Genomic DNA, 23,952 nt, shown 5'->3' on the forward strand with positions numbered 1-23,952 from the left:
GCTTCGGCTTCGGCTTCGGCTTCGGCTTCGGCTTCGGCTTCGGCTTCGGCTTCGGCTTCGGCTTCGGCTTCGGCTTCGGCTTCGGCTTCGGAAACTACGTCGTTAGGCTGGTCAGCCGCGTCAAGGGGCTTACTATCCGGTTGATCCGTGGCTTCAGTTTCGACGCTTTCGGCAATATCTTCCGACTTAGGGTCTTTCTCCGGCTCCTGATCGGATTTCGTTTTACCAGCCACCGTCACATTCCCCTTATCGATTCCAAAAAATCCTGAACAACAGACCTGACCAAGTTAATCCGTGCTCTCTTTTCCCTCAACCCGCATCGCGTGTTTCACAAGCTTTTTCACGGCTTTCCGCATTTTCCCCGGCGTCGGTTGTTTCGCTACCTTCAGCCGGGCATAGTTCAATGCATAAAGCGGTTCAGCCGTCGCTTCGCTGATTGCCGCTAGCCATAAAGGGGCAGAACCGGACCAGATATCGGCAAATTGTCGCGCCGAGCGGGGGGAAAACAACGGCGCAATGACCGGATCATCGTCGTTCGCCATTTCCTCGGCCTCGGACGACAGCGGCAGCAGCTTTTGCTGATAGACCGGCTGCTCATGCACGGTCAGGCCGGATTCGGTCAGCCGCTCGGCGATATTGCCCCGGCTGTGTTCCCCCCGAATGTGCAGCAATGGGGTCTGCGGCCTGAGTTGCAGCAGATCTCCCATCAATTCCTCTGCCGTCTGCCCCGCCATCCGGGCAGTCCATCCTGCGGACAGGGCCGCGGACGTTGTTGCGGGACCGACGCAAAAGGCGGGAAGGTTCCGCGTTACGCCCAGCGACGCCGCTGCATTGACCCCGTTTGCGGAGGTGAAGATCAACCCGCGCATTCCCTTTGTGTCAACCTGAACGGCAAGCGGCCTGATATCCAGAATCGGGGAGTAAATCACTTGAACCCGCGATCTGACGCGGTTTGGCAACTGTGCAACAAACCTTTCGGATGCGGCGTGAGGGCGGGTCATCAACAAATACAACTATCGGCGCCTTCGGCCTTGGGATTGTTTGCGTCCGCGCAGGGTGATACCCCGCTTTGCAATCATGATGCAACGGATCAGGCCAATGGTGCAAACACTTACCGTTCTGGGGCTGGAAAGCAGCTGCGACGATACGGCCGCCGCCGTGGTGCGCCAGACCGAGGGTGCGCGGGCTGAAATCCTGTCCTCTGTCGTGCATGGCCAGACAGAGCTTCACAGTGCCTTTGGCGGCGTCGTGCCGGAAATCGCCGCGCGGGCCCATGCTGAAAAGCTGGATGTTTGCGTGGCGCAGGCCCTGAACGAGTCCGGCCTGAACCTTCACGATATGGACGCGATTGCGGTGACGGCCGGCCCGGGACTGATTGGCGGGGTAATCTCGGGTGTCATGTGCGCCAAGGGGTTGAGTGCTGCAACCGGCGTACCCCTGATTGGGGTCAACCACCTTGCCGGGCATGCTCTGACACCGCGCCTGACCGACGGCATTGCATTTCCCTACCTGATGCTGCTGGTGTCGGGCGGGCATTGCCAATATTTGATCGCCCATGGCCCTGACCAATTCACCCGTTTGGGCGGCACGATCGATGATGCGCCAGGGGAAGCGTTCGACAAGACCGCCCGATTGCTGGGACTGCCGCAACCCGGCGGCCCCTCGGTCGAGGCTGAAGCCCGTATGGGCAACCCGGACCGGTTCCGCTTTCCCCGGCCCTTGCTGGATCGTCCGGGCTGTGATTTGTCATTCTCGGGCCTGAAAACCGCATTGATGCGCATGCGGGACCAGATCGTGAGTGAAAAAGACGGCCTGACCCGTCAGGATCGGGCCGACCTGTGTGCGGGCTTCCAACAGGCCGTCGTCGATACTCTGGCGGAAAAGACCCGTCGGGCGATTACCCACTATCTCGGCGAAAAGCCATCTGAATCTGTCATTGCAGTGGCAGGGGGTGTGGCGGCCAACAGGGCAATTCGGGCAGCGTTAGAGACTGTTTCCGCGGAAACCGGCGCCCGGTTCACGGCACCCCCGTTGAACCTGTGCACGGACAACGCGGCCATGATCGCCTATGCCGGGCTGGAACGGTTCCGCAGTGGCACACTTGACGGAATGGACCTGACCGCCCGCCCGCGGTGGCCATTGGACCAAACCAGCCCGGCCATGCTGGGAAGCGGCAAGAAAGGCGCCAAGGCATGAGCATTTCAGTCCTAGGCTCGGGCGCGTTTGGTACAGCGCTGGCCGTGTCACTTGCCGGAAATGGGCCTGTGACGCTCTGGTCGCACTCGCAGGATCAGGCGCGGGCCATGCAGGACGGGCGCGAGAACGCGAAACGCCTTCCCGGCATTCAGCTCGGCCCGAATATCGCCGTGACGTCGGATATCAAAGTCGCTGCCGGCAACGATGTTCTGTTGCTGGCCGTACCCATGCAGCAGCTTCGCGCAGTCATCACGGAACATGCACCTTTGTTGCGGCACAAGACGCTTGTGGCCTGCTGCAAGGGGATTGAACTGACATCCGGGCTTGGACCGGTTTCGGTCATCCGCCAGACCGCCCGGGATGTAAGGCCCGCTTTGCTGACCGGTCCCAGCTTTGCCGACGACATCGCGCGCGGCTTGCCCACCGCGCTGACGCTGGCCTGCGATGAGGATGAACCGGGCCAGCACCTGCAACACGCGCTTACAACGACCAACCTGCGCCTGTATCGGACAACTGATCTGATCGGCGCCGAATTGGGTGGGGCGCTAAAGAACGTGATGGCCATCGGTTGTGGGGCCTGTATCGGCGCCGGTCTTGGCGACAGTGCTCGCGCGGCGCTGATGACACGGGGGTTCGCGGAAATGCAGCGCTTCGCGGCCATGCGCGGCGCACGGCCCGAGACCTTGATGGGCCTGTCGGGATTGGGGGATCTTGTCCTGACATGTTCATCCGAGTTGTCGCGAAACTATCGTTTTGGCCTTAGTTTGGGTCGAAACGATAGTTTCGACCCCGGAACAACAGTGGAAGGTGTGGCCACCGCAAAAGCCATGTCCGACATTGCCCGGGCCGAGGGACTGGACATGCCCATCAGTACAACAGTGGCGGAACTCAGCCATGGTGAATACAGTGTAACCAAGGCGATTCAATCGCTGCTCAATCGCCCTTTGAAGGAGGAATAAAATGCTGATCGCTCTGATCGCCCGCGACAAGGACGGGGCGCTGCAAACGCGACTGGACAATCGTGCTGCGCACCTGGCCTATATCGAAGAAACCGGCGTCGTGGCACAGGCCGGTCCGCTTCTGAACGGCGACGCGATGATTGGTTCGATGATCATTCTGGAAGTTGAAGATCTGGCAGCCGCGCAAAGCTGGGCCGACAACGATCCCTATGCCAAAGCTGGGTTGTTCAAATCGGTCGAACTGGTTCCCTGGAAGAAGGTCATTGGCTGATGGCGTATTGGCTGTTCAAATCCGAACCTTCCACCTGGAGCTGGGATCAACAGGTCGCCAAGGGCGAGACGGGCGAGGAATGGGACGGAGTGCGCAACTATCAGGCCCGCAATATCATGCGACAGATGGCCTTAGGCGATCGCGGCTTTTTCTATCATTCGCAAAAAGACAAGGCCATAGTCGGCATCGTCGAGGTCTGTGCCGAGGCGCATCCCGATAGCACAACGGATGACGACCGGTGGGATTGCGTAGATATCAAAGCCGTTCGCCCTTTCGAGACTGCAGTCACTTTGGAGCAGATCAAGTCGGATGAGCGTCTGGCCGAAATGGTTTTGGTCAAAAACTCCCGACTTTCCGTGCAACCGGTCACGGAATCGGAATGGGACGCCATTTGCGCGTTGGGGCAAACCCGCCCTGATTGAAACGCTTCTTGGGCCTAAACCTTCTCAAGCGACCTCCAAAATGCTATAACCCAATGGAATTCGCCTGTTGGGGGCATCTCGGTTGTGGTTTTGGCGATACCTTAATTTCTGGTGTTGTTTGTTCATAGTTTGATCTTGTTCGAAAGTCTGAGCCATGTCTGACGCCAGAGGCAGTACTGGGAAGTCCAAGCCGCGAAACCCAAAAAATTGGGAGGCGCGACTTGAAGAGGCGCGAAAGCAGCGGCAGAAGGCGCTGGCGCGTACGAATGGGTCAGCCCCCAGGAATGGCGTAGCCAAAATTCCAGCTGTAGCACGATCAAAGGATACTGCGCAGGCAATCCCGGACCCTGCGCCCGATCCAACGGTTTCGGAACCTGTACATCCGGAAATTCGACCGCACAAGAAACGCAATCGCGGCACGACAAGGCTCCTGCTTGTTGTGCTTATCGCAATGACATGCGGCGCGGCATTGCAATGGGGCGGTGCCAAGGTCACCACCAAATGGTCTCAGGTCGCTGAAGATGAAGCCATTCTGGACGCGGCGATGGGCGATCCCGAATTAACTGCTGAGGTTGCTGCCCCCGAGAATGAGCCTCCGGTCAGGATTGCCGCACCGGACACTATTGCAACTGAACCGCCGGCCTCCCGAAAAAAGGTGTACCCGCGAAGCCAAGTGGCCAGCATCAACCTTCCCGGAGCGGAACTGATGCCCCTTCAACGAGGGAGCCCTGCCTTTTCCAACAGTGTTGCACAGCCGGACCCCAAGCTGACTGCCCTGTCTGCAGAAGCGCAAAGCGCGCCTGCGCCTCAGGAAGACCTGAGTCCCCCGGCCGATCAAGTCGAAACAGGCGTGGTCGAAGCCCCGGTCGTCGAAGATGCCATTGTAGAAGCCGCAGTTGTTGAAGACCCAGTGGTTCAAGACGCAGTTGCCGAAGATGCAGTAACCCCAGACGCAGTTATCGATGATGTGGAAGTCGCAAAAACAGAGGTTGAAAACCTGCCCGATGAACCGCAGGTCAGCTTGGTGGCGTTGAACCCCGACCCGCCAGTCAGCATGATTGTCGAGCCTCAATTGCCCGATGAAGTACTGCCTGACTTAAAACCAGAACTGGATATCGAGGTCGCGCTGATTGTGCCGACCCGAGTTACAGAGGATGCGCGAAACGTGGCGCTGAAAGTTCTGGCCGACGGTGAAGCCAATGTGGTGGCGTCAGCCCGGGTGGGATATTCGGTCAAGGAAACCCAGGTTCGGTTCTATCACCCGAACGATGCGGAAATGGCGGCACTGACCGCGAAAGCCCTGGGTGCAATTTCCCGAGACTTTACGGATTCCAACGTGAAAACCAGGCCCGGCCGCATTGAGGTGTATCTGGCTGGACGTGGCGGCGGCAGCAGCAAAAGCGACGGCGACGAAAAACAAACCAGATTTGACCAGTTCATCGCCCGCCTGTTGGGCGGCGCAAACTGAAATATGCGGGAAGGTTCCGACGATGCAGAACCTTCCCTACCCCACGTGCTCCCAACTCACCACACGTGTATAGAATTCTTGGCTCTGACCGTCCTAGTCCTGAACTGAACCTACCCGGTTTCTTGCAGGTCGTTCAACAATCAAGTGTTTAGAATATAAGTAAAACTAAGCACACCCGCCGTAAGATCAGCGGGTGTCGATTCCCGTTCAGGCGCAATCAGATTCGGAATCCGGGATCAGCCGTAGACCGACTCTTTGCCGAAATGCTTTGTCAGCATGTAATAGACGACAGCACGGTATTTGTTGCGCTCGGACATGCCATAGGTTTCCATGGCCTTGTTGATCGCTTCCATCAGTTCCGGGCCGTCGGACAGGCCAAGTTTCTTGATCAGGAAATTGTTCTTGACTGTTTCCAGCTCGCTTTCCTGGCTGGCAGCCACGGTCGCGGCGTCTGCGTCATAAATGGCGGGACCACATCCAATCGTAACCTTGGTCAGCAGGTCCATGTCCGGGTCCATGCCGCATTTGGATTTCAGGTCATCGGCATACTTGGCGATCAGGTCGTCGCGTTTTCCCATTTTCGTCTCCTGTTAGATGTTCATGTCCTGTCCATTCAGCACAGCACATACGGTAGCGGGCGTGGAGATTTGCACAAAGGGAAAAAAACCGCGCTTTCCCCCCTAAGGTAAACGCCATTGGATAAGCAGGGGTTGATCGAAACGCAGCTTTAATTTAACATAAGTGTTAAATAATGAAAGCGAAGGAAGCAATGACCGTATCCCTGCCAAACGAAAGTCCCGAATATCGCAATGCCAGGAATGCTTTGTTGACGGCTGAAACCGAACTAAGAGCGCAAATCGAATCCGTCGCAGCCATGCGTCGCAGCCTGCCAAAAGGCGGGCAAGTACCAGACGACTATGCGTTCAGGTCGCTGGACGGTGAAGCCGCGAAGATGTCTTCATTGTTTGGCGAACATGACACGCTTGCCATCTATTCTCTGATGTACGGGCCGAATGCCACCAGCCCTTGCCCGATGTGTTCGGCATTTCTGGATGGGCTGAACGGGCAAGTCACCCATATCCGAAGGAAAATATCGATTCTGGTCGTAGCCGAGAATACGCCTCAGAAGCTGGCAGCGTTAAAGATGCAGATGGGCTGGAATGATCTGCCCCTGTTTTCAGCGCTTGGTACGGAATACCAGCGTGACTATCTGGCTGAAACGGAAGACGGTAATCAACTGCCGATCCTGAACGTGTTTCAACGGGATCAGGACGGAATTCATCATTTTTGGGGATCCGAGCTGTTCTTTGAGCCCAGCGACTGGCATCCGCGGCACATAGATGCGGCATGGCCGCTTTGGAACATCCTGGATTTCACACCGCAGGGTCGCGGAGATTTCATGCCGCCACTACGCTGAAACAAAAACGGCGGCCGGATCGACCGCCGTTTTCCTGAGTTTCGCCGCAATCAGTAGCGGTAATGCTCGGGCTTGTAGGGGCCTTCCGGCTTTACACCGATATACGCCGCCTGCTCGCTGTCCATCTGGGTCAGCTTCACGCCGATCCGGTCCAGATGCAGGCGCGCAACTTTCTCGTCCAGATGCTTGGGCAGGATGTAGACTTCGTTTTTGTATTGGTCACCCTTGGTGAACAGTTCGATCTGCGCCAGAACCTGGTTGGTGAACGAGGCCGACATCACGAAAGACGGGTGGCCAGTGGCGTTGCCGAGGTTCAGAAGACGCCCTTCGGATAGCAGGATGAGACGGTTGCCCGAGGGCATTTTGATCATGTCCACCTGTTCTTTGATGTTGGTCCACTTGTGGTTTTTCAGGCTGGCCACCTGAATTTCGTTGTCGAAGTGGCCGATATTGCCGACGATGGCCATGTCCTTCATCTCGCGCATATGCTCGATGCGGATCACGTCTTTGTTGCCGGTGGTGGTGATGAAGATATCTGCCGATGCGACTTCGTCTTCCAGCAGGGTCACTTCAAACCCGTCCATGGCGGCCTGCAGCGCGCAGATCGGATCAACTTCGGTGACTTTCACTCGGGCGCCTGCACCGCGCAGCGACGCGGCTGAGCCTTTGCCTACGTCGCCGTAACCGCAAACCACAGCAACCTTGCCGGCCATCATGGTGTCGGTGGCGCGACGAATACCGTCGACCAGCGATTCCTTGCAGCCATATTTGTTGTCGAACTTCGACTTGGTGACCGAGTCGTTCACGTTGATCGCCGGGAACGGCAGATGGCCGTCTTTCACCAGCTGATACAGGCGGTTCACGCCAGTGGTGGTTTCTTCGGACACGCCCTGGATCTGGTCGCGCATCTTGGTGAACCAGCCCGGGCTTGCTGCCATGCGCTTGGCGATCTGCTTCTTGATCACCTCTTCCTCTTCGGAAGACGGCACAGGGATGATGTCCTCACCCGCTTCGGCACGGGCACCCAGCAGGATGTACAGCGTCGCATCGCCGCCATCGTCCAGGATCATGTTGGGGCCATCTTCGAACAGGAAGGATTTGTCCAGATAATCCCAGTGCTCTTCCAGTGTCTGCCCCTTGATGGCGAAGACGGGGATACCCGCCTCGGCAATCGCGGCGGCTGCGTGATCCTGGGTCGAGAAGATGTTGCACGATGCCCAGCGCACATCGGCGCCCAGCGCAACCAGCGTTTCGATAAGAACGCCGGTCTGAATGGTCATGTGCAGCGAACCGACAATGCGCGCACCGTTCAGCGGCTTGGCTTCACCATATTCCGCGCGCAGGGCCATCAGGCCCGGCATCTCGGTTTCGGCAATATCCAACTCCTTGCGGCCAAACCCGGCCAATGAAATGTCTTTGACGATATAGTCCCCGGCCATAAGGTGCTCCACTCCGGTAAATCACGATCCGGAGTGCCCTAGCATTCCTTTATGCAGGTGGCAACTTGGATAGCCGGAAACAGGGAATTATGCCGTCAAATTCAGCTTGGCGCACCCTCAGGCTTGATAATCGGGATCGCCTCGAAGAAATCTGTGCCAACGGCGACAATACAGGTAATGCCATTGGCCTGTGTCACCAGAACGGTATAGCTGCCTGTTTCCTTTGAGGTCCAGACCTCCATGACCGATTGCGCACCGCGCGATTTCTGCAGACCGCCAAAGGCGAGTTCCTCGGCATATTTGTCCTGCAAGTTGGAAATCACGTGTTCGCGCACTGCGCAGCTTTGGGCCAACACCGGCGGCGCTGTCGCGGCCATGCCGAATGTCAGGGCTATTGAGAACAATCGCTTGAACATGACAAGCTCCTTTCGTTACGGGTTTCGCTACGAGAGGGGCACACCGGGAGGAGCGCGTGCCCCCCTCAGTTCTTTATGTCGGGATTGACTGTCATTCCTTCAAAGCACGAATGCTCAAGAAAACGTTGGCAGCCAGTGATCCAGACAGGTACATCATACCCTAAAAATGAGGCGCAATCGCGGCGGGTCGCGAGAGGTATGGTATAATGGCAACACAACCCCGGGCATGGCAGAGGATGCTGTCAGGTCGGCGTCTGGATCTGCTGGATCCGACGCCCGTGGACATCGAAATCGAAGATATCGCCCACGGACTTGCGTTTGTGGCCCGTTGGAACGGGCAGACGGACGGAGATTTCGCCTATTCCGTGGCCGAACATTCGCTGTTGGTCGAAGAGTTATTCGGCCGGATTGTCCCCAAGGCACCGGCAAAATGGCGGCTGGCTGCTTTGTTACATGATGCGCCCGAATACGTGATAGGAGATATGATTTCCCCGGTGAAATCTGCCGTAGGGCCAGATTACGGCGCGCTGGATGATCGACTGGCTGCTGCCATCCACATCCGGTTCGGCCTGCCTGCCGAGGTGCCGAAAACAGTGAAACGTCAAATCAAAAAGGCCGACAAGATCAGCGCCTGGATGGAGGCGACGCAGATCGCGGGGTTTTCCGAGGCTGAGGCGACAAAGTTCTTTGGCCGACCGGATAGGGCGGTCATAGAAGGTTTGGAAATCCGGTTGCGCCCGCCGGTTGAGGTTCGGCGGGCGTATTCTGCGCGTCACGAGGAACTTTTAAAGAAACTGTAGCCCAAATCCCCGTATTCCACCTGGAACTTCAAGGGAAAGTGTCAGGTTCTCCAAACTGGTTTAAACCACTCTCGCTTGGCTGAATGTAGAAGTAGATCAAAACCAAGGTTCCGATTAGCGGAATGAAGGCAATCAATAACCACCAAGCGGTTCGCCCGATGTCGTGCAAACGTCTGGCCCCGATCGCCACATTGGGAAGCAACAGCCCAAGTGACACCAAAACTGAGAGCGGCTGGCCCGCGCTCGGTTCAAACGCGCCAAATCCAAGCATCGGCGCGATCAATGCACCATCGACAATTCGCGTCACCAAAAGAACAAGAAATACGGCCAGGACCCACCACCAAAAGGTCGCGCGCGAAGCGCGACCGTGGAAGTTGGCGTAATTTGACAGTGCCCGCCGAAATGCCGTCGAAAGATTATTCATGCCGCCCTCCGCAATTGGACGGCATTCACATATCACTTTTTCTTGTTATTTGATATGCAGCCGTCTGTGCGGCCGCCGACAAACCTATACGTACGCGCCCGCCGAATAAGTCAGTTCGTACGAGTGGCTATAAAGTTCAAATACGTTCCCAAACGGGTCTTCCATGTAGACCATTCGATAAGGCTTTTCGCCAGGATAGTATTTTCGGATCTGGCTCATGCGTTGTTTTCCGCCTAACTCTTCTATGATCTTAACCCGCTCTTCCAGATTGGCGTCTTGCACGCAGAAATGAAAAAGACCGCGACGCCAATACTCAAACGGCCGTTCCTCTTCGATTGTGTTCGGAAACTCAAAGAGTTCAATGCCGGTTCCATCCCCCATCGACAGGTGGGCAATGCGGAATGAACCCCAGCCTTCACCAAAAACATCGTCACACATCTGGCCTATGGCGCTGTCGTCATGCAGCACTTCGGTGGGTTCCATGAGGACATAAAGCCCAAAAGCCTTGGAGTAGAACTCGACCGCTTTTTCAAGGTCCGGAACGGTTATTCCGATGTGGGAAAATGTTAGTGCAGACATCTTTGGAAACTCCTCGTTCAACAGCAAACAAGAGGAAGGGTATCAGCAGCCCTTGCCAATACCTTCCGAAATAGTGCGCTTGTTTGAGTTTCCACATCCAGAGAAGGGAGAATGCCAGCTTAGGTTCGATCTTAACGCGGGCTGCGCTTCGCCAAAATCCGCTGCAACGTCCGGCGGTGCATGTTCAGCCGCCGTGCTGTCTCGGAAACGTTCCGGTCGCACAGTTCATACACCCGCTGGATATGCTCCCAGCGGACGCGGTCCGCGCTCATGGGGTTTTCCGGGGGCGGGGGCAGTTCGTCGCCCTTGGCCAGCAACGCGTTGGTGATGTCGGTAGCATCGGCAGGTTTCGACAGGTAATCGGTCGCGCCGATCTTCACAGCGGCCACTGCAGTCGCGATCGCACCATATCCGGTCAGCACCACGACCCGGCTGTCGGGGCGCTTTTCGCGCAGCACTTCGACCACATCCAGGCCGTTGCCATCCTCAAGCCGCAGATCGACAACCGCATAGGCCGGGGGCCGAGCGGTGGAAATGGCGCGCCCTGCCGCGACCGAGCCTGCGGTTTCAACTTCGAATCCGCGTTTTTCCATGGCTTTTGCCAGACGTCTCAGGAACGGCTCGTCATCATCGACCAGAAGCAGTGATTTATCGGGCCCGATATCATACTGAGGACTGTCCGCCATATTCCGCTCTTTCCGCTGTTTCCTGCCTTCGGCCTAGCACTAAGTCATAGCAGCGCCATGACAAAGGTCAAACCGATCACGTCTGATCCAGAAAGCAGCCGACCTTGTCAGCAATCTGCTCCGCAGTGTCGTCACGTTTGAAAAACTCAAGGAACCCGTCCTCGGGCGTGACCAGATAGGTGAAGGTCGAGTGGTCGACCAGGTAATACTCGTCACTTTTGTCCTGCGCCTTGTAATAGGTCTTGTAGGCCTTGCTGGCGGCCTTGACCTGTTCGGGCGAGCCGGTCAGCGCGATCATCCGTTCATGCAGGTTAAAGGCATAGTCCCCGACCACTTCGGGCGTGTCGCGATCCGGGTCGATCGAGATGAACAGGGGTGTCACAGACTGCCCGCGCTCGGCCAGGATGTCGATCGCTTCGGCATTGCGCGACATGTCAAAGGGGCAGACATCGGGGCAGAACGTATAACCGAAATAGACCAGTGTCGGTTCGGTGATCACATCCTTGTCGGTGACAGTATCGCCATGCGCGTTCACCAGTTCAAACGGCCCGCCAATGGCTGCTGCGCCACCGGCGATCTGGCTGGACCGGCATTGGGCAAACTTGTCGTCCGACGCTGAACCCTGCACCAGCAGCCAGACGGCGCCCAATCCAACGGCAAGAATGACGGTAGCGAAAATGGCGTAAAGGCGGATCATGACGTTATCCTGATACCAGAGGGGTTGTTGATCGTTTCGGTCGGGACACCTATCAACATGAGGAACCGGTGCAATAGGACATAATTGACCCATGGCAGATTCCAACATCACATTTTGGCATGGTCAGGAACGCAGCAGCTGGATCCGGTTGCGCACCCTGATCCTGTTGCGCTGGGTCGCCATCGTCGGGCAGATCACGGCAATCACCGTGGCGCAGCAAACCTATCATGTGCAGCTCGAGGCCGGTTTGTGCTACCTGGCCATAGGCGTTTCGGTCATGGGCAACCTGACCGCAATTCTTCTGTTTCCCCGCAGCAAACGCCTGTCGGAGTTTGAGAACTTTCTGATGGTGCTGTTCGATCTGCTGCAGCTGGCCTTCCTGTTGTACCTGACCGGCGGGCTGAACAATCCGTTCGCCTTGCTGCTGGTCGGCCCGGTGACGATCTCGGCCAGTGTCATGAGCACCCGTTCCACCCTGATTGTCGGGGCCGTGGCAATCGTCCTGACCACGCTGCTGGCCGAGTTTCACCTGCCCTTGCGCACCAATCTGGGGCTCGAATTGCGAATCCCCGATATCCTGCTGTTCGGCAACTGGGCGGCGATCGTGATCGCCATCGTTTTTCTTGGCGCGTATTCGCACCGGGTCAGTTCCGAGGTGCAGTCCATGTCCGAGGCGCTTTCGGCCACGCATATGGCCTTGGCGCGTGAACAAAAACTGACGGATCTGGGGGGTGTCGTGGCTGCTGCGGCACATGAGCTGGGTACGCCGCTTGCCACAATCAAACTGACCAGTTCCGAGCTTTTTGAAGAGCTGGACGACAGGCCTGATCTCAAAGAAGACGCGGCCCTGATCCGCGAACAGGCCAACCGGTGCCGCGATATTCTGCGCAATATGGGTCGGGCAGGCAAAGACGACCTGCATCTGCGCCAAGCGCCGCTTTCAACCGTCACCTTTGAAGCGGCAGAGCCACATATCAACCGGGGCAAACAAGTGCATTTTGCCGAAGGTCCGGCGCAGGGCGGCGATGTCCAACAGCCCTCGATCCTGCGAAAGCCCGAGATCATCCACGGATTGCGCAACCTAATTCAGAACGCAGTGGATTTCGCCCGCGCCAATGTCTGGGTCGAGGCCGAGTGGACCGAAGACAAGATTACCGTCAACATCATGGATGACGGGCGCGGATACCCCTCGCAGATGATCGGACGCATCGGTGATCCGTTCATGCGGCGGCGCAGGACCGAAACCGATCAGCGGACCCGTCCGGAATACGAAGGGATGGGCCTGGGTCTGTTCATCGCGAAAACCCTGCTTGAGCGCAGCGGGGCGGAGCTGGAATTTGCCAACGGTTCCGACCCCTACCAGTCGCTGACCGACAATCCCGAACGGCGGGGTGCCATCGTCAAAGTGTCGTGGCCGCGCAACCTGATTGACGCGCAGACCGGGGATACGCCGGTACCGTCCGGGCTCAACCAGCCGATCGAGGTTTGAGTTAAGAAACCGTTAACTAATCAAGACCATAGTCCGGCCCAACTTTACTGGTGGCGGAGATCATATGGCCGACTGGATCATCCTTGTCGCAATCAGTCTGGTTTCATCCTGTTTCGCAGTGCAGTGGCTGTTGCCCCGCAAGGCGCAATACGATGCCAGTTTCGGGTTGGCTTCGCCTTCGTCTTTGTTCGACACCGTCTTCCTGTTTGACGAAAGTCGCCTGATCAGCCACTCGGACATCGCTTTGACAGGGTTCGACAAAGTCGCCGAGTGGGGCGATCTGCGCCGGTTGCTGCATCGGGATTTCCCAAGCTTTCCCGAAACGCCGGATTGCGTCCGAAGCGCCGGGACGCTGGTGGTCCCGGCGATCGATTGCACGGTCGGGCGCGAGGTGGTGTGTGAATGGATCGACGGCGTTGTGCGGGTTCAGTTGCGGGAACAGTGCAATGCCGCCACCCATGTAAGACGCGACGCCAATGACCCGATCCGACTTGCCATGGACCAGGCCCCCTATCCGGTTTGGCTGCTGGATCATCAGGCCAGTGTCCGGTGGTGCAACGCAGCCTATGTTTCACTGGTCCGAAAAGTGCGCGGACAGGATGCCGATTTGACAGACCCTCTGTTTCAAACGCTGGCCGACGATACGCGCCTGAATACCAGGATCCGGGTTTCTGCAGACGTCAAAGAAAGTGACAGCAAGCTTTGGTTCGATTTGACGCTGGTCGATCACGCCGAAGGGCTGCTGTGCTATGCCGTTGACATAAACGCCATTGTCGCCGCCGAAAACACGCAGCGCAAATTCGTTCAGACGATGACCAAGACCTTTGCCCAGCTGTCCATCGGTCTGGTCATCTTCGACCGCAACCGGCAACTGGCCCTGTTCAATCCGGCCCTGATCGACCTGACCACCCTGCCCCCGGATTTCCTGAGTTGCCGCCCCAGCCTGTCAAGTTTCTTTGACCGTCTGCGCGATCAACACATGATGCCCGAACCCAAGAATTACCGCAGCTGGCGCCGCCAGATGAATGATCTTCTGGAAGCCGCCGAGGACGGGAATTATCAGGAAACATGGTCTCTGCCCTCCGGGTCCGTCTATTCGGTCAGCGGGCGACCTCATCCTGACGGGGCGGTTGCGTTTCTGTTCGAGGATATCACCGCGGAAATCACGTTGACCCGAAGGTTCCGTTCGGAAATGGACCTGATGCAATCGATCCTGGACAAGCTCGCAGATGCAATTGCGGTGTTTGCCGATGACGGGACGCTGGCCTGCACGAATGATGCGTATCGCGTGTTGTGGCAGGACACAGGCCAGACCGGGTTCGAACCGGAATCGGTTCTTGAGGTCACACGGAGATGGCAACAACGCTGTGCTGCAACGCCCTTGTTGGGCGAGATCCGTGATTTTGTTGAAATGCGAGACAATCGGGCCGAATGGTCCGGCGAGCTGTTCATGCGCGACGGAACGCACATCCTTTGCACCGTCAGTCCGATGCAGAACGGCGCAACCATCGTGCGCTTTGCGGACGGGAAAACCGTCAGCAAGCCTATGGTGCGACAACAGATCAGCGCCTGAACCGGGTTGCAGCCGAACGGGCGCAGGTTCATTGTGGCGCCATGACACGAACCCCACTCTCGATCACCTTGAATTCGCCGGAAGAAACTGCGGATTTCGCAACCCGGGTCGCAGCCGGCTTGGCGCCGGGCGACACCCTGTTGCTGGAAGGTGAGATTGGCGGCGGCAAGACTCATTTTGCCCGCAGTCTGATCCAGTCCTTGATGGATGTACCCGCAGACGTACCCTCGCCAACTTTCACGCTGGTTCAGGCCTATGACACCCCGGCCGGAGAAATCTGGCATTGCGATCTGTATCGGTTAAGTGCCGTTGAAGAGATCGAGGAGCTGGGCCTGACCGAGGCATTCGACACTGCAATCTGCCTGATCGAATGGCCCGAGAAACTGGGTCCGCTTATGCCTGACGCGGCCCTTGCGTTGAAATTTCGCACCGACCCTGATTTACCCGACACAAGACACCTGACCCTGTCCTGGTCCGACCCGAAATGGGCACCCAAACTGGAGACCGCCGCATGACCAACCGCGCAGTGCTGGCCAAAGCACTGATTGAGCAAACACCCTGGGCGAACGCCTCACGCGCAGCATTGGCAGGTGATGCGTCCAATCGCCGTTATGAGCGCCTGACAGACCCGGATACCGGGCGCACGGCCGTATTCATGGACGCCCCGCCGGACAAGGCCGAGGATGTCGCGCAATTCGTGCGCGTCGCGGAATATCTGCGGTCAAACGGTCTGAACGCGCCCGAAATCTATGCCGAAGACATGGAGTTCGGGTTTCTGCTGCTCGAGGATCTGGGCGACGATCTGTTTGCCCGTGTTCTGGAAAAGAACCCCAAACAGGAACTTGCCTTGTATGAGGCCGCAACCGACGTTCTGATCCATCTTCACAACGCGCCGACACTGTCTTTGCCGTCGTACGGGCCTTCGCTGATGACCGAGTTGGCCGCGTTGTCCTTTACCAAATATGCACAAGGCATTCTGGGTTCGCATGACGAAGACGCGCGCGACCTGTTTGAACGCCGGTTCCAGGATATCCTGCACCGCGAAACTTCGGGCGCGAAAGTTGTTGTGTTGCGGGATTATCATGCAGAAAATCTGATCTGGATGCCCGATCGGGACGGTTTGCACAAAGTGGGTTTGCTGGATTTCCAGACCGCCATGCTGGGCCATCCCGCCTACGATCTGATGTCGCTGTTGCAGGATGTGCGCCGTTCAGTCTCGCCGGGTACCGAAATGCGCATGGTCAACCGGTACATCGCCGCAACCGGAATGGATGATCACGATTTCCGCACCGCGTACAGCGTTCTGGGGGCACAGCGGAACCTGCGCATTCTGGGCGGGTTCGCGCGTCTGGCGACCGAATATGGCAAACCGCACTATGTCGATCTGATCCCGGCCACGTGGTCGCATCTGATGCGGGACCTCGAGCACCCGGCGCTGGTATCAGTGGCTGATCTGCTGCGCGAATCCCTGCCCGCGCCGACACCCGAAAACCTGGCCAGGCTAAGACCGCAATGACCCGACCGCCCGAAGCTGTCATGCTGTTCGCCGCCGGGTTTGGCACCCGTATGGGGGCATTGACCAAAGACCGGCCCAAACCGCTGATCGAAGTTGCCGGCAAACCGCTGATCGATCACGCACTGGATCTGGTTAACGATCTTGGCCCCCAGCATGTCGTTGCCAATCTGCACTATCATGCGGATCAGCTCGCGGCGCACCTGGCTCCTCGGGGAGTTTTATTGTCACGGGAATCGCCCGAAGTACTGGAAACCGGTGGCGGATTGCGGGCGGCTTTGCCTTTGTTAGGGTCTGATCCGGTGTTTACTCTGAACACCGATGCAATCTGGTCGGGGCCGAACCCGCTGACATTACTGCGCGCGGCATGGAACCCTGACCGGATGGACGCGCTTTTGATGTGTATTCCTGTCGCGCAGACAATCGGACATTCAGGATCGGGCGATTTTTCGGCAGACGAAGCAGGGCGCATCACGCGCGGCGGACGGCTGGTATATGGGGGTGCTCAGATCCTTCGAACGGACGGTTTGCACGGGTTTCAGCAACCGGTCTTTTCGCTGAACCTGTTGTGGGATCAGATGCAACAGCAGGATCGTCTGTTCGCCCTGACCTATCCTGGTCGCTGGTGCGACGTTGGCCGCCCCGAAGGCATCGCAATGGCCGAAGGGTTGCTGGACAATGTTTGAACCCGGCATCCTGCCCCGTGTTTTTGCGGTTCCCCCCGGGGCAGACTTTCCAAAAGTGCTGGTGCAGGGGTTAAGGGCGCGCAGTGCGGAACTCGCGCCTGAAGCGCTGGCGCCGGTGCAACTGGTGGTGAATACCCGCCGCATGGCCCGCCGCGTGAGGGACTTGTTCGATCAGGGACCGCCCTGCCTGTTGCCAAGAATCTCGCTGGTGACAGATCTGGGGGAATCGGTTGATCTGGCGCAGGTGCCTCCGGCCATTCCAGCGCTGCGTCGGCGACTGGAACTGACCCAGCTGGTGGCGAAACTGCTGGACCAACAACCCGATCTGGCGGCAAGGTCTTCCGTCTTCGATCTGGCGGACAGTCTGGCCAGCCTGATCGACGAAATGCAAGGCGAAGGCGTATCACCAGACGCCATCCGGCAACTGGATGTCAGCGACATGTCCGGCCATTGGGCCCGCGCACAGCAATTCTTTGGCATCGCCGATCGATTCATCAACACCGGCGAAGACGCCCTGGACACGCAGGCACGGCAACGGCGCGTCGTCAATAACCTGATTGACCGCTGGCGGAACGACCCGCCCGAACACCCCATCATTCTTGCCGGGTCAACCGGATCGCGTGGCACGACCCAGATGCTGATGGAAGCCGTCGCAAGGCTGCCACAAGGCGCGCTGATCCTTCCGGGCTTCGATTTCGATCAACCGAATGAAGTCTGGGAAGGACTGGATGAGGCGCTGACCTCGGAAGATCACCCCCAGTTCCGGTTTCGAAAGCTGATGACTCTGCTGGGTTTGACGCCCGGTCAAATCACCAGTTGGACCGCCGACCAGCCACCCTCACCCGCGCGCAACAAGCTGATTTCACTGGCATTACGCCCGGCACCGATCACCGACGCGTGGATGACAGAAGGTCCGCGACTGACCGATCTGGCCGGTGCAACACAGAATTTGACCCTTGTCGAAGCCGCATCCCCCCGGAGCGAAGCATTGGCCATCGCGCTGCGGTTGCGCGAGGCGGCGGAAACCGGCCAGACCGCCGCCCTGATCACACCTGACCGAATGCTGACCCGTCAGGTCAGTGCCGCGCTGGACCGCTGGAACATCCTGCCGGATGACAGCGCCGGCCTGCCCCTGCAACTGTCGCCGCCCGGCCGGTTTCTACGCCACGTTGCCGGCTTGTTCGTCCGACGACTTGAGGGTGAGGCCCTCCTGACCCTGCTCAAACACCCGCTGTGTCATGACGGCGCCGAGCGAGGGGCGCATTTGCTTCATACCCGCGATCTGGAACTGGATCTGCGGCGGTACGGCCCGCCGTTCCCCGACAGTACCAGCCTGAGCGCATTTGCGATCCGCAAGGATGTTTCGGACGACTGGGTGCGCTGGGTCACCACTCATTTCTGCGATCAGGTGGTTGCAGGTGAGCGTCCGTTGGCGGAATGGGTGGAAAACCTGCGCGCACTTGCCGAAGCGATTTCTGCGGGCAGTAAGGGCGACCCAGGCAAACTATGGGACAAGAACGCTGGCCAAAAGGCCTTGTCCGTTTTGACCGCGCTGGAGAACGAAGCCCCATATGGCGGCCAGATGAACGCCCATGATTTCGCCGATCTTCTGGGCGCGTTGCTGGCAACGGAAGAGGTGCGCGACCGGGACGCGCCGCACCCTAATATCATGATCTGGGGCACCCTGGAGGCGCGCGTGCAAGGCGCTGACCTGCTGATCCTTGGCGGGTTGAACGAAGGCAGCTGGCCCGAGGCCGCTGCCCCCGATCCGTGGTTGAACCGGCAAATGCGCAGCCAAGCTGGTCTGCTGCTGCCCGAGCGTCGCATTGGTCTGTCAGCCCATGATTTCCAGCAGGCCGTCGGCGCGCCCGAAGTGTGGCTGACCCGGGCAACCCGGTCGGATGACGCGGAAACCGTCCCGTCGCGCTGGCTGAACCGCCTGACCAACCTGTTGCAGGGCCTGCCGGATCAGGGTGGGCCCGATGCCCTGTCCGAAATGCGGGCGCGCGGCCAAAGCTATCTGCGTTGGAGCGAAGCGCTGGAACACGCGCCCGATATCGCTTCGGCGCATCGCCCCTCGCCACGCCCCCCGGTTGCCGCACGTCCGCGCCGTTTGAGCGTCACCGAAATCAAGCGGCTGATCCGTGATCCTTATGCTGTGTACGCCAAACACGTGCTGCGGCTGAGGCCGCTGGACCCACTGGTACAGGCTCCGGACGCGTTGTTGCGCGGCATCGTCATTCACGAAATTCTGGAACATTTCATCGAAGACAGTGTTCTGGATTCCGCCTTGCTGACGCGCGAGAATTTCCTCAAACGCGCAGCGACGTTGCTGGAACAGCACGTCGCCTGGCCGACTGCGCGAAAACTTTGGTTGGCGCGTCTGGAAAGGATCGCCGACGCATTCCTGCTTGCCGAAACCGGGCGGCGAAGCGATGGCGGACCAGTGGCCTTCGAAACGGCAATGAAGCTGGTTCTTGCACCGCTGGACTTCACGATCGCCGGGCGCGCCGACAGGATCGATCGCAACAGCCGTGGCGCACTGCGCATTATCGACTACAAAACCGGTGTGCCGCCGACCGAAAGCCAACAGGCCAAATTCGACAAACAGCTTCTCATCGAGGCCGCAATGGCCGAGCAGGGCGGCATCGAAGGATTCGACCCCTTGCCAGTGGCCGAGGCGGTGTTCATCGGTATGGGCGGCACCTACAAAGAGGTGCCCGCGCCGCTGGCCAAGGAACCTTCCGACAAAGTTCTGGCCGAGCTGAAAGAGCTTATTTCTGCCTATTTAGAGCCTGATCAGGGCTTTTCGTCGCGTCGGATGCTGCACAAGGACACTGATATTGGCGACTATGATCATCTGGCGCGGTTCGGGGAATGGGATCGCACGGACGAAACGGCGCCCGAGGACCTGACATGAAAGCCCGCAACGATGCAACCGAACGGCAGGTGCAGGCCGCGCGACCCGATGCCTCGACCTGGCTTGCGGCCAACGCGGGGTCCGGCAAGACGCGGGTTCTGACCGACCGGGTGGCGCGGTTGTTGCTAGGCGGCGTGCAGCCGCAGCATATCCTGTGCCTGACCTATACCAAGGCCGCCGCCAGCGAGATGCAGAACCGGTTGTTCAAACGCCTTGGCGAATGGGCGATGTTGGGCGATTCGCAGTTGTTGGCGCAACTGACCGAACTGGGGGTTCCGGGCATCATTGACCCCGGGCGGCTGGCGCAGGCCAGAACCCTGTTCGCGCGTGCCATCGAAACGCCCGGCGGGTTGAAGATACAGACGATCCACTCATTCTGCGCATCGCTTCTGCGGCGCTTCCCGCTGGAAGCCGGCGTCAGCCCGCAGTTTGCCGAAATGGAAGACCGCGCAGCCGCCCTTTTGCGGGAAGAAATCATCGAAAACTTCGCAGAAGGTCCACAATCCGGGTTGGTCGAAGACATTGCCCGGTTTGTCACGGATACCGGTTTCGACAAGTTGACGGCCGCCATCACGCAAAAGAGGAACCTGTTTTCTCATCCTCTGGATTGGGACGCGCTGCTGAAACACTTTGACCTGCCGCCTGGTTTCGATGAAAACGCCCTGTCGAGCAGCGTCTTTCTGGGCGGTGAGGTCGATTTGATCCAGTCACTACTGCCTGCGTTGACCGAAAGCGGCAGCAACAATGCCAAGGCGGCGGCCAAGCTTACAGGATTCACCGAGGCGCGGATTGGGCATCTGCCGCTACTGGAATCCGTTTTGCTGACGGGAAAAGGCGCAAAGGAGCCCTTTGCCGCCAAAACCAACAGCTTCCCGACCAAGGCTCTGCGCGAGGGCGCCCTTGCGGACTGGATGCCACAGCTTGAGGCGCTGATGCTGCGTGTCGAAGCCGCGCGGGAAAAGCGGCTTGCATTGACGGCGGCGCAGAAATCGCGGGTTCTGCATCGTTTCGCGTCCGCTTTTCTGCCGGAGTACGAAAGACGCAAGCAATTGCGCGGCTGGCTGGACTTTGATGACCTGATCCTGCGCGCGCGCCATGTGCTGAACGATCCGGCCGTGGCGGAATGGGTGTTGTATCGATTGGATGGCGGCATCGACCATATCCTTGTGGACGAGGCACAGGACACAAGCCCGGATCAATGGGATGTGGTTGAAAAGCTGGCACAGGAATTCACCAGCGGGGAAGGGGCCCGGTCCGGGGTCGAACGTACGATTTTTGTAGTCGGTGACAAGAAACAGTCGATCTATTCCTTTCAGGGCGCCGACCCGCAGGCCTTTGACCGGATGCAGGCAGAATTTGGGCGAAAACTCCAGGAATCAGGCTCTAAACTGTGGGATTCCACACTTGAATTCTCGTTCCGGTCCTCCAGCGCCATTCTGGCGCTGGTCGATGTCCTGTTTAAAAACAAGACAGATGCAGGGTTTCACAAGGACTCGCTCCACCGCGCCTTCAAGGCAGATCTTCCCGGTCGCGTCGATCTGTGGCCGGTCGTGGAAAAGGTCGAGGATGAAGAGGACGGCGACTGGACCGATCCGGTCGACCGGCCCGGCGCACGCCATCACACAGTCATTCTGGCGGAACAGGTGGCACATTCGATCAAGGGCATGATCGAAAGTGGTGAAACCATTCCGGAAGATGGCGAAGACCCAGGCAGCTTTGTACGTCGACGGATTGAACCGGGCGATTTCCTGATCCTGGTGCAGCGCCGCTCGGACCTGTTTGCCGAGATTATCCGCGCCTGCAAGGCACAGGGATTGCCCATCGCCGGAGCTGATCGGCTGAAGGTCGGGGCGGAACTGGCGGTCAGGGACCTTGCCGCGTTGCTGAGTTTTTTGGCCACGCCCGAAGACAGCCTGTCGCTGGCCACGGTTCTGAAATCCCCGTTGTTTGGATGGTCGGAACAGCAGCTTTTTGATCTGGCGCACCGCAGGTCCGAGGAGTTTCTGTGGGCAGCGCTTCGCAGGCGGGCAGATGAGTTTCCTGAAACCAGTGCGGTTCTGAACGATCTTCGGGCTCAGATCGACTTTCTGCGCCCCTATGACCTGATCGAGCGTATCCTTACGCGCCATGATGGACGGCGCAAACTGCTGGGCCGTCTGGGGGCCGAAGCCGAGGACGGTATCAACGCGCTGTTGTCGCAGGCGCTGGCCTATGAGCGGACGGATATTCCCAGCCTGACCGGATTTCTGGTCTGGATGCAGACCGACGATCTGGAAATCAAGCGCCAGATGAGCGGTGTGGGCAACATGATCCGCGTTATGACCGTTCATGGCTCAAAAGGGCTGGAAGCCCCAATCGTGATCCTGCCGGACACCGCCAAGCGACAGCCGCCACGTGATGCCGAGATCATGGTTGCGGATGATTTGCCCTTGTGGAAAGTCCCCTCGGACGCATCGCCTGTGCTGATCTCGCAGGCGCGAAACACGGCTCGGGAACGGGAAGAAAATGAACGGCTGAGATTGCTCTATGTGGCTCTGACACGGGCCGAAAAGTGGCTGATAGTGGCTGCGGCCGGCGATGTGGGACCGGCGGATGGCAGCTGGTATCAGATGGTCAAAGGCGCATTGGAACAGGCGGGTGCCACCCGGCTGCCGGGAACAGACACACTCAGGTTGGCGCATTGCGACTGGGACGGACTGGCTCTGACGGAACAGGAGCAGTACGTGGCAAGCACGACGGACTTGCCGCAGATGTTTCTGCGGCCCGCCGGGGAAGCACCCAAAACAGCGGAAACAATAAGCCCTTCGGATCTGGGCGGTGCCAAGGCGTTGCCCGGCGATGCTGGTCTGGACGAAGACGCCGCCAAGCTGCGCGGGACGCAATTGCATCTGCTGCTCGAACACCTTCCATCCATTTCTCAGGAACGCTGGGCTCAGCTTTGCGCCCGCCTTTTGCCTGATATGCACGAAGCGGAGAGGCTGGAGCTGATGGCAGAGGCAACGCGCGTGCTGACCTGCGACCAGCTATCCTTGGTGTTTGCGCCAGATACATTGGCCGAAGTTCCGATCTCGGGCGAATTGAACGGCCAACGGATGCACGGTGTCATTGACCGTCTTATCGTGACGGAAACCGAAGTTCAGGCGATTGATTTCAAATCGAATTTCACTGTCCCTGACACTGCAGAGCAATGCCCCGAAGGCCTGTTGCGCCAAATGGGCGCCTATGCCTGCGTGCTGTCGCAGATTTATCCCGGGCGCACTATCCGCACCGCGATACTTTGGACCCGAACCGCCCGGCTCATGTGGCTGCCACACGATCTTGTGACAGATGCTCTGACCCGCTCCCGCGTATCTTGACGTTGCCTGCATCGGCCCCTACGTTCTCAGCCCGAGTTTACCCCATTCAGGAGACAGAATATGTCGACCGTTGCCGTTACTGACGAGACCTTTGACGCCGAAGTCAAGAATTCGGATATCCCCGTTGTAGTGGATTTCTGGGCAGAATGGTGCGGACCTTGCAAGCAGATCGGTCCGGCCCTGGAAGAACTGGCTGCGGAATATGGCGGCAAGGTAAAAATTGCCAAAGTTGACGTGGACAGCAACCCGAACGCTGCCGCCGCCATGGGCGTGCGCGGTATTCCGGCCCTGTTCATTTTCAAGGACGGTCAGGTGGTATCCAACCGCGCTGGTGCGGCACCGAAGGCGGCGCTGCAAAGCTGGATCGACGAATCCATCTGACCCTGTGAAATTCGGCATAAGACGCCCCGTTTTCGCGGGGCGTTTTTTTGGCCATCTGGTCAGAAGGGGCTGCGAATTTACCAGCATTCCCTTGACTGCCCGACATCGCACGACTGGATATTTGACCGAAGCCCCGCAACTGTCACCAAAGGGCCATTGCACAACACCTGCATCACTTGTCCTTACCTGAAAGGGCGTATTTCAATGCGTTAGCGCATCCGGTTTTCAGGGTGCCCTGGCCAAAAGTCTGACAGGAGGGT

The 23,952-nt window shown here is 58.5% G+C and carries 23 protein-coding genes and 1 pseudogene; 15 read left to right on the plus strand and 9 right to left on the minus strand.

Annotated elements, in window-relative coordinates:
• Nucleotides 1–233: pseudogene (locus ACR0J8_RS10900) on the minus strand (hypothetical protein); the annotation flags it as partial.
• Between the two features lie 54 nt (nt 234–287).
• On the minus strand, nt 288–929 hold the full coding sequence (locus tag ACR0J8_RS10905) for a uroporphyrinogen-III synthase (protein ID WP_480890146.1): 642 nt from the start codon (nt 927–929) through the stop codon (nt 288–290).
• Nucleotides 930–1,098: 169 nt separating this feature from the next.
• On the opposite strand from ACR0J8_RS10905, the gene tsaD reads away from it, so the two are divergent.
• The 5 genes from tsaD to ACR0J8_RS10930 all read left to right on the plus strand — a co-directional run bounded on the left by tsaD (nt 1,099) and on the right by ACR0J8_RS10930 (nt 5,316).
• Entirely contained in the window at nt 1,099–2,196 is a 1,098-nt protein-coding gene (tsaD, locus tag ACR0J8_RS10910) for a tRNA (adenosine(37)-N6)-threonylcarbamoyltransferase complex transferase subunit TsaD (RefSeq protein ID WP_480890149.1), read from the plus strand.
• Complete coding sequence (locus ACR0J8_RS10915; protein ID WP_480523034.1) at nt 2,193–3,155, plus strand: NAD(P)H-dependent glycerol-3-phosphate dehydrogenase; 963 nt, start codon at nt 2,193–2,195, stop codon at nt 3,153–3,155. The genes tsaD and ACR0J8_RS10915 overlap by 4 nt, the downstream gene beginning before the upstream one ends.
• 1 nt (nt 3,156) lies before the next feature.
• Complete coding sequence (locus tag ACR0J8_RS10920; protein ID WP_480523035.1) at nt 3,157–3,426, plus strand: YciI family protein; 270 nt, start codon at nt 3,157–3,159, stop codon at nt 3,424–3,426.
• A complete protein-coding gene (locus ACR0J8_RS10925) occupies nt 3,426–3,848 on the plus strand; it encodes an EVE domain-containing protein (protein ID WP_480523036.1) in 423 nt (140 codons plus the stop codon). Before ACR0J8_RS10920 ends, ACR0J8_RS10925 begins: the two co-directional genes overlap by 1 nt.
• 154 nt (nt 3,849–4,002) lie before the next feature.
• Entirely contained in the window at nt 4,003–5,316 is a 1,314-nt protein-coding gene (locus tag ACR0J8_RS10930; RefSeq protein WP_480890153.1) for a hypothetical protein, read from the plus strand.
• Nucleotides 5,317–5,552: 236 nt separating this feature from the next.
• Here ACR0J8_RS10930 and ACR0J8_RS10935 read toward each other — a convergent pair whose 3' ends face one another.
• A complete protein-coding gene (locus ACR0J8_RS10935; protein WP_170807098.1) occupies nt 5,553–5,894 on the minus strand; it encodes a DUF2853 family protein in 342 nt (113 codons plus the stop codon).
• A 191-nt stretch (nt 5,895–6,085) separates the two neighbouring features.
• Here ACR0J8_RS10935 and ACR0J8_RS10940 point away from each other — a divergent pair, with 191 nt between their 5' ends.
• A complete protein-coding gene (locus tag ACR0J8_RS10940) occupies nt 6,086–6,733 on the plus strand; it encodes a DUF899 family protein (protein WP_480523038.1) in 648 nt (215 codons plus the stop codon).
• Nucleotides 6,734–6,783: 50 nt separating this feature from the next.
• Here the strand turns inward: ACR0J8_RS10940 and ahcY are convergent, their stop codons facing one another.
• Together ahcY and ACR0J8_RS10950 are read right to left on the minus strand one after the other, a co-directional pair.
• The gene (gene ahcY, locus ACR0J8_RS10945) at nt 6,784–8,172 is read right to left on the minus strand and encodes an adenosylhomocysteinase (RefSeq protein WP_480890157.1); all 1,389 of its coding nucleotides are present in this window, start codon (nt 8,170–8,172) and stop codon (nt 6,784–6,786) included.
• 101 nt (nt 8,173–8,273) lie between these two features.
• On the minus strand, nt 8,274–8,588 hold the full coding sequence (locus tag ACR0J8_RS10950) for a hypothetical protein (protein ID WP_480523040.1): 315 nt from the start codon (nt 8,586–8,588) through the stop codon (nt 8,274–8,276).
• Between the two features lie 206 nt (nt 8,589–8,794).
• Between ACR0J8_RS10950 and ACR0J8_RS10955 the strand changes: the two genes are divergently transcribed.
• Nucleotides 8,795–9,388 carry an HD domain-containing protein gene (locus ACR0J8_RS10955; RefSeq protein ID WP_170680079.1) on the plus strand — a complete coding sequence of 198 codons (594 nt, stop codon included), beginning with the start codon at nt 8,795–8,797 and terminating at the stop codon, nt 9,386–9,388.
• Nucleotides 9,389–9,416: 28 nt separating this feature from the next.
• Here the strand turns inward: ACR0J8_RS10955 and ACR0J8_RS10960 are convergent, their stop codons facing one another.
• The 4 genes from ACR0J8_RS10960 to ACR0J8_RS10975 all read right to left on the minus strand — a co-directional run bounded on the left by ACR0J8_RS10960 (nt 9,417) and on the right by ACR0J8_RS10975 (nt 11,774).
• The gene (locus ACR0J8_RS10960; RefSeq protein WP_170612820.1) at nt 9,417–9,812 is read right to left on the minus strand and encodes a DUF805 domain-containing protein; all 396 of its coding nucleotides are present in this window, start codon (nt 9,810–9,812) and stop codon (nt 9,417–9,419) included.
• An 84-nt stretch (nt 9,813–9,896) separates the two neighbouring features.
• The gene (locus tag ACR0J8_RS10965; protein ID WP_170612818.1) at nt 9,897–10,391 is read right to left on the minus strand and encodes a lactoylglutathione lyase family protein; all 495 of its coding nucleotides are present in this window, start codon (nt 10,389–10,391) and stop codon (nt 9,897–9,899) included.
• Between the two features lie 131 nt (nt 10,392–10,522).
• Nucleotides 10,523–11,077 carry an ActR/PrrA/RegA family redox response regulator transcription factor gene (locus tag ACR0J8_RS10970; RefSeq protein WP_170612816.1) on the minus strand — a complete coding sequence of 185 codons (555 nt, stop codon included), beginning with the start codon at nt 11,075–11,077 and terminating at the stop codon, nt 10,523–10,525.
• A gap of 76 nt (nt 11,078–11,153) precedes the next feature.
• The gene (locus tag ACR0J8_RS10975; RefSeq protein WP_480890162.1) at nt 11,154–11,774 is read right to left on the minus strand and encodes an SCO family protein; all 621 of its coding nucleotides are present in this window, start codon (nt 11,772–11,774) and stop codon (nt 11,154–11,156) included.
• A 91-nt stretch (nt 11,775–11,865) separates the two neighbouring features.
• On the opposite strand from ACR0J8_RS10975, the gene regB reads away from it, so the two are divergent.
• From regB to trxA, 8 genes are all read left to right on the plus strand, one after another.
• Complete coding sequence (regB, locus tag ACR0J8_RS10980; protein ID WP_480523041.1) at nt 11,866–13,263, plus strand: sensor histidine kinase RegB; 1,398 nt, start codon at nt 11,866–11,868, stop codon at nt 13,261–13,263.
• A gap of 64 nt (nt 13,264–13,327) precedes the next feature.
• Nucleotides 13,328–14,836 (plus strand): PAS-domain containing protein, encoded by a 1,509-nt coding sequence (locus ACR0J8_RS10985; protein WP_480523042.1) that lies wholly within the window; start codon nt 13,328–13,330, stop codon nt 14,834–14,836.
• Between the two features lie 41 nt (nt 14,837–14,877).
• Nucleotides 14,878–15,351, plus strand: coding sequence for a tRNA (adenosine(37)-N6)-threonylcarbamoyltransferase complex ATPase subunit type 1 TsaE (gene tsaE, locus ACR0J8_RS10990; protein ID WP_480890166.1), 474 nt, complete (start codon nt 14,878–14,880; stop codon nt 15,349–15,351).
• Nucleotides 15,348–16,352 carry an aminoglycoside phosphotransferase family protein gene (locus ACR0J8_RS10995; protein WP_480523044.1) on the plus strand — a complete coding sequence of 335 codons (1,005 nt, stop codon included), beginning with the start codon at nt 15,348–15,350 and terminating at the stop codon, nt 16,350–16,352. Before tsaE ends, ACR0J8_RS10995 begins: the two co-directional genes overlap by 4 nt.
• Complete coding sequence (locus tag ACR0J8_RS11000; RefSeq protein ID WP_480523045.1) at nt 16,349–17,035, plus strand: nucleotidyltransferase family protein; 687 nt, start codon at nt 16,349–16,351, stop codon at nt 17,033–17,035. Before ACR0J8_RS10995 ends, ACR0J8_RS11000 begins: the two co-directional genes overlap by 4 nt.
• Complete coding sequence (gene addB / locus ACR0J8_RS11005) at nt 17,028–19,955, plus strand: double-strand break repair protein AddB (protein ID WP_480523046.1); 2,928 nt, start codon at nt 17,028–17,030, stop codon at nt 19,953–19,955. Before ACR0J8_RS11000 ends, addB begins: the two co-directional genes overlap by 8 nt.
• Nucleotides 19,952–23,311, plus strand: a complete 3,360-nt coding sequence (gene addA / locus ACR0J8_RS11010) for a double-strand break repair helicase AddA (protein ID WP_480890169.1) — start codon at nt 19,952–19,954, stop codon at nt 23,309–23,311. The genes addB and addA overlap by 4 nt, the downstream gene beginning before the upstream one ends.
• 60 nt (nt 23,312–23,371) lie before the next feature.
• Nucleotides 23,372–23,692, plus strand: coding sequence for a thioredoxin (gene trxA / locus ACR0J8_RS11015; protein ID WP_170612799.1), 321 nt, complete (start codon nt 23,372–23,374; stop codon nt 23,690–23,692).
• Nucleotides 23,693–23,952 lie beyond the last annotated feature (260 nt).

The sequence above is a fragment of the Ruegeria sp. N11 genome, from assembly GCF_056531525.1.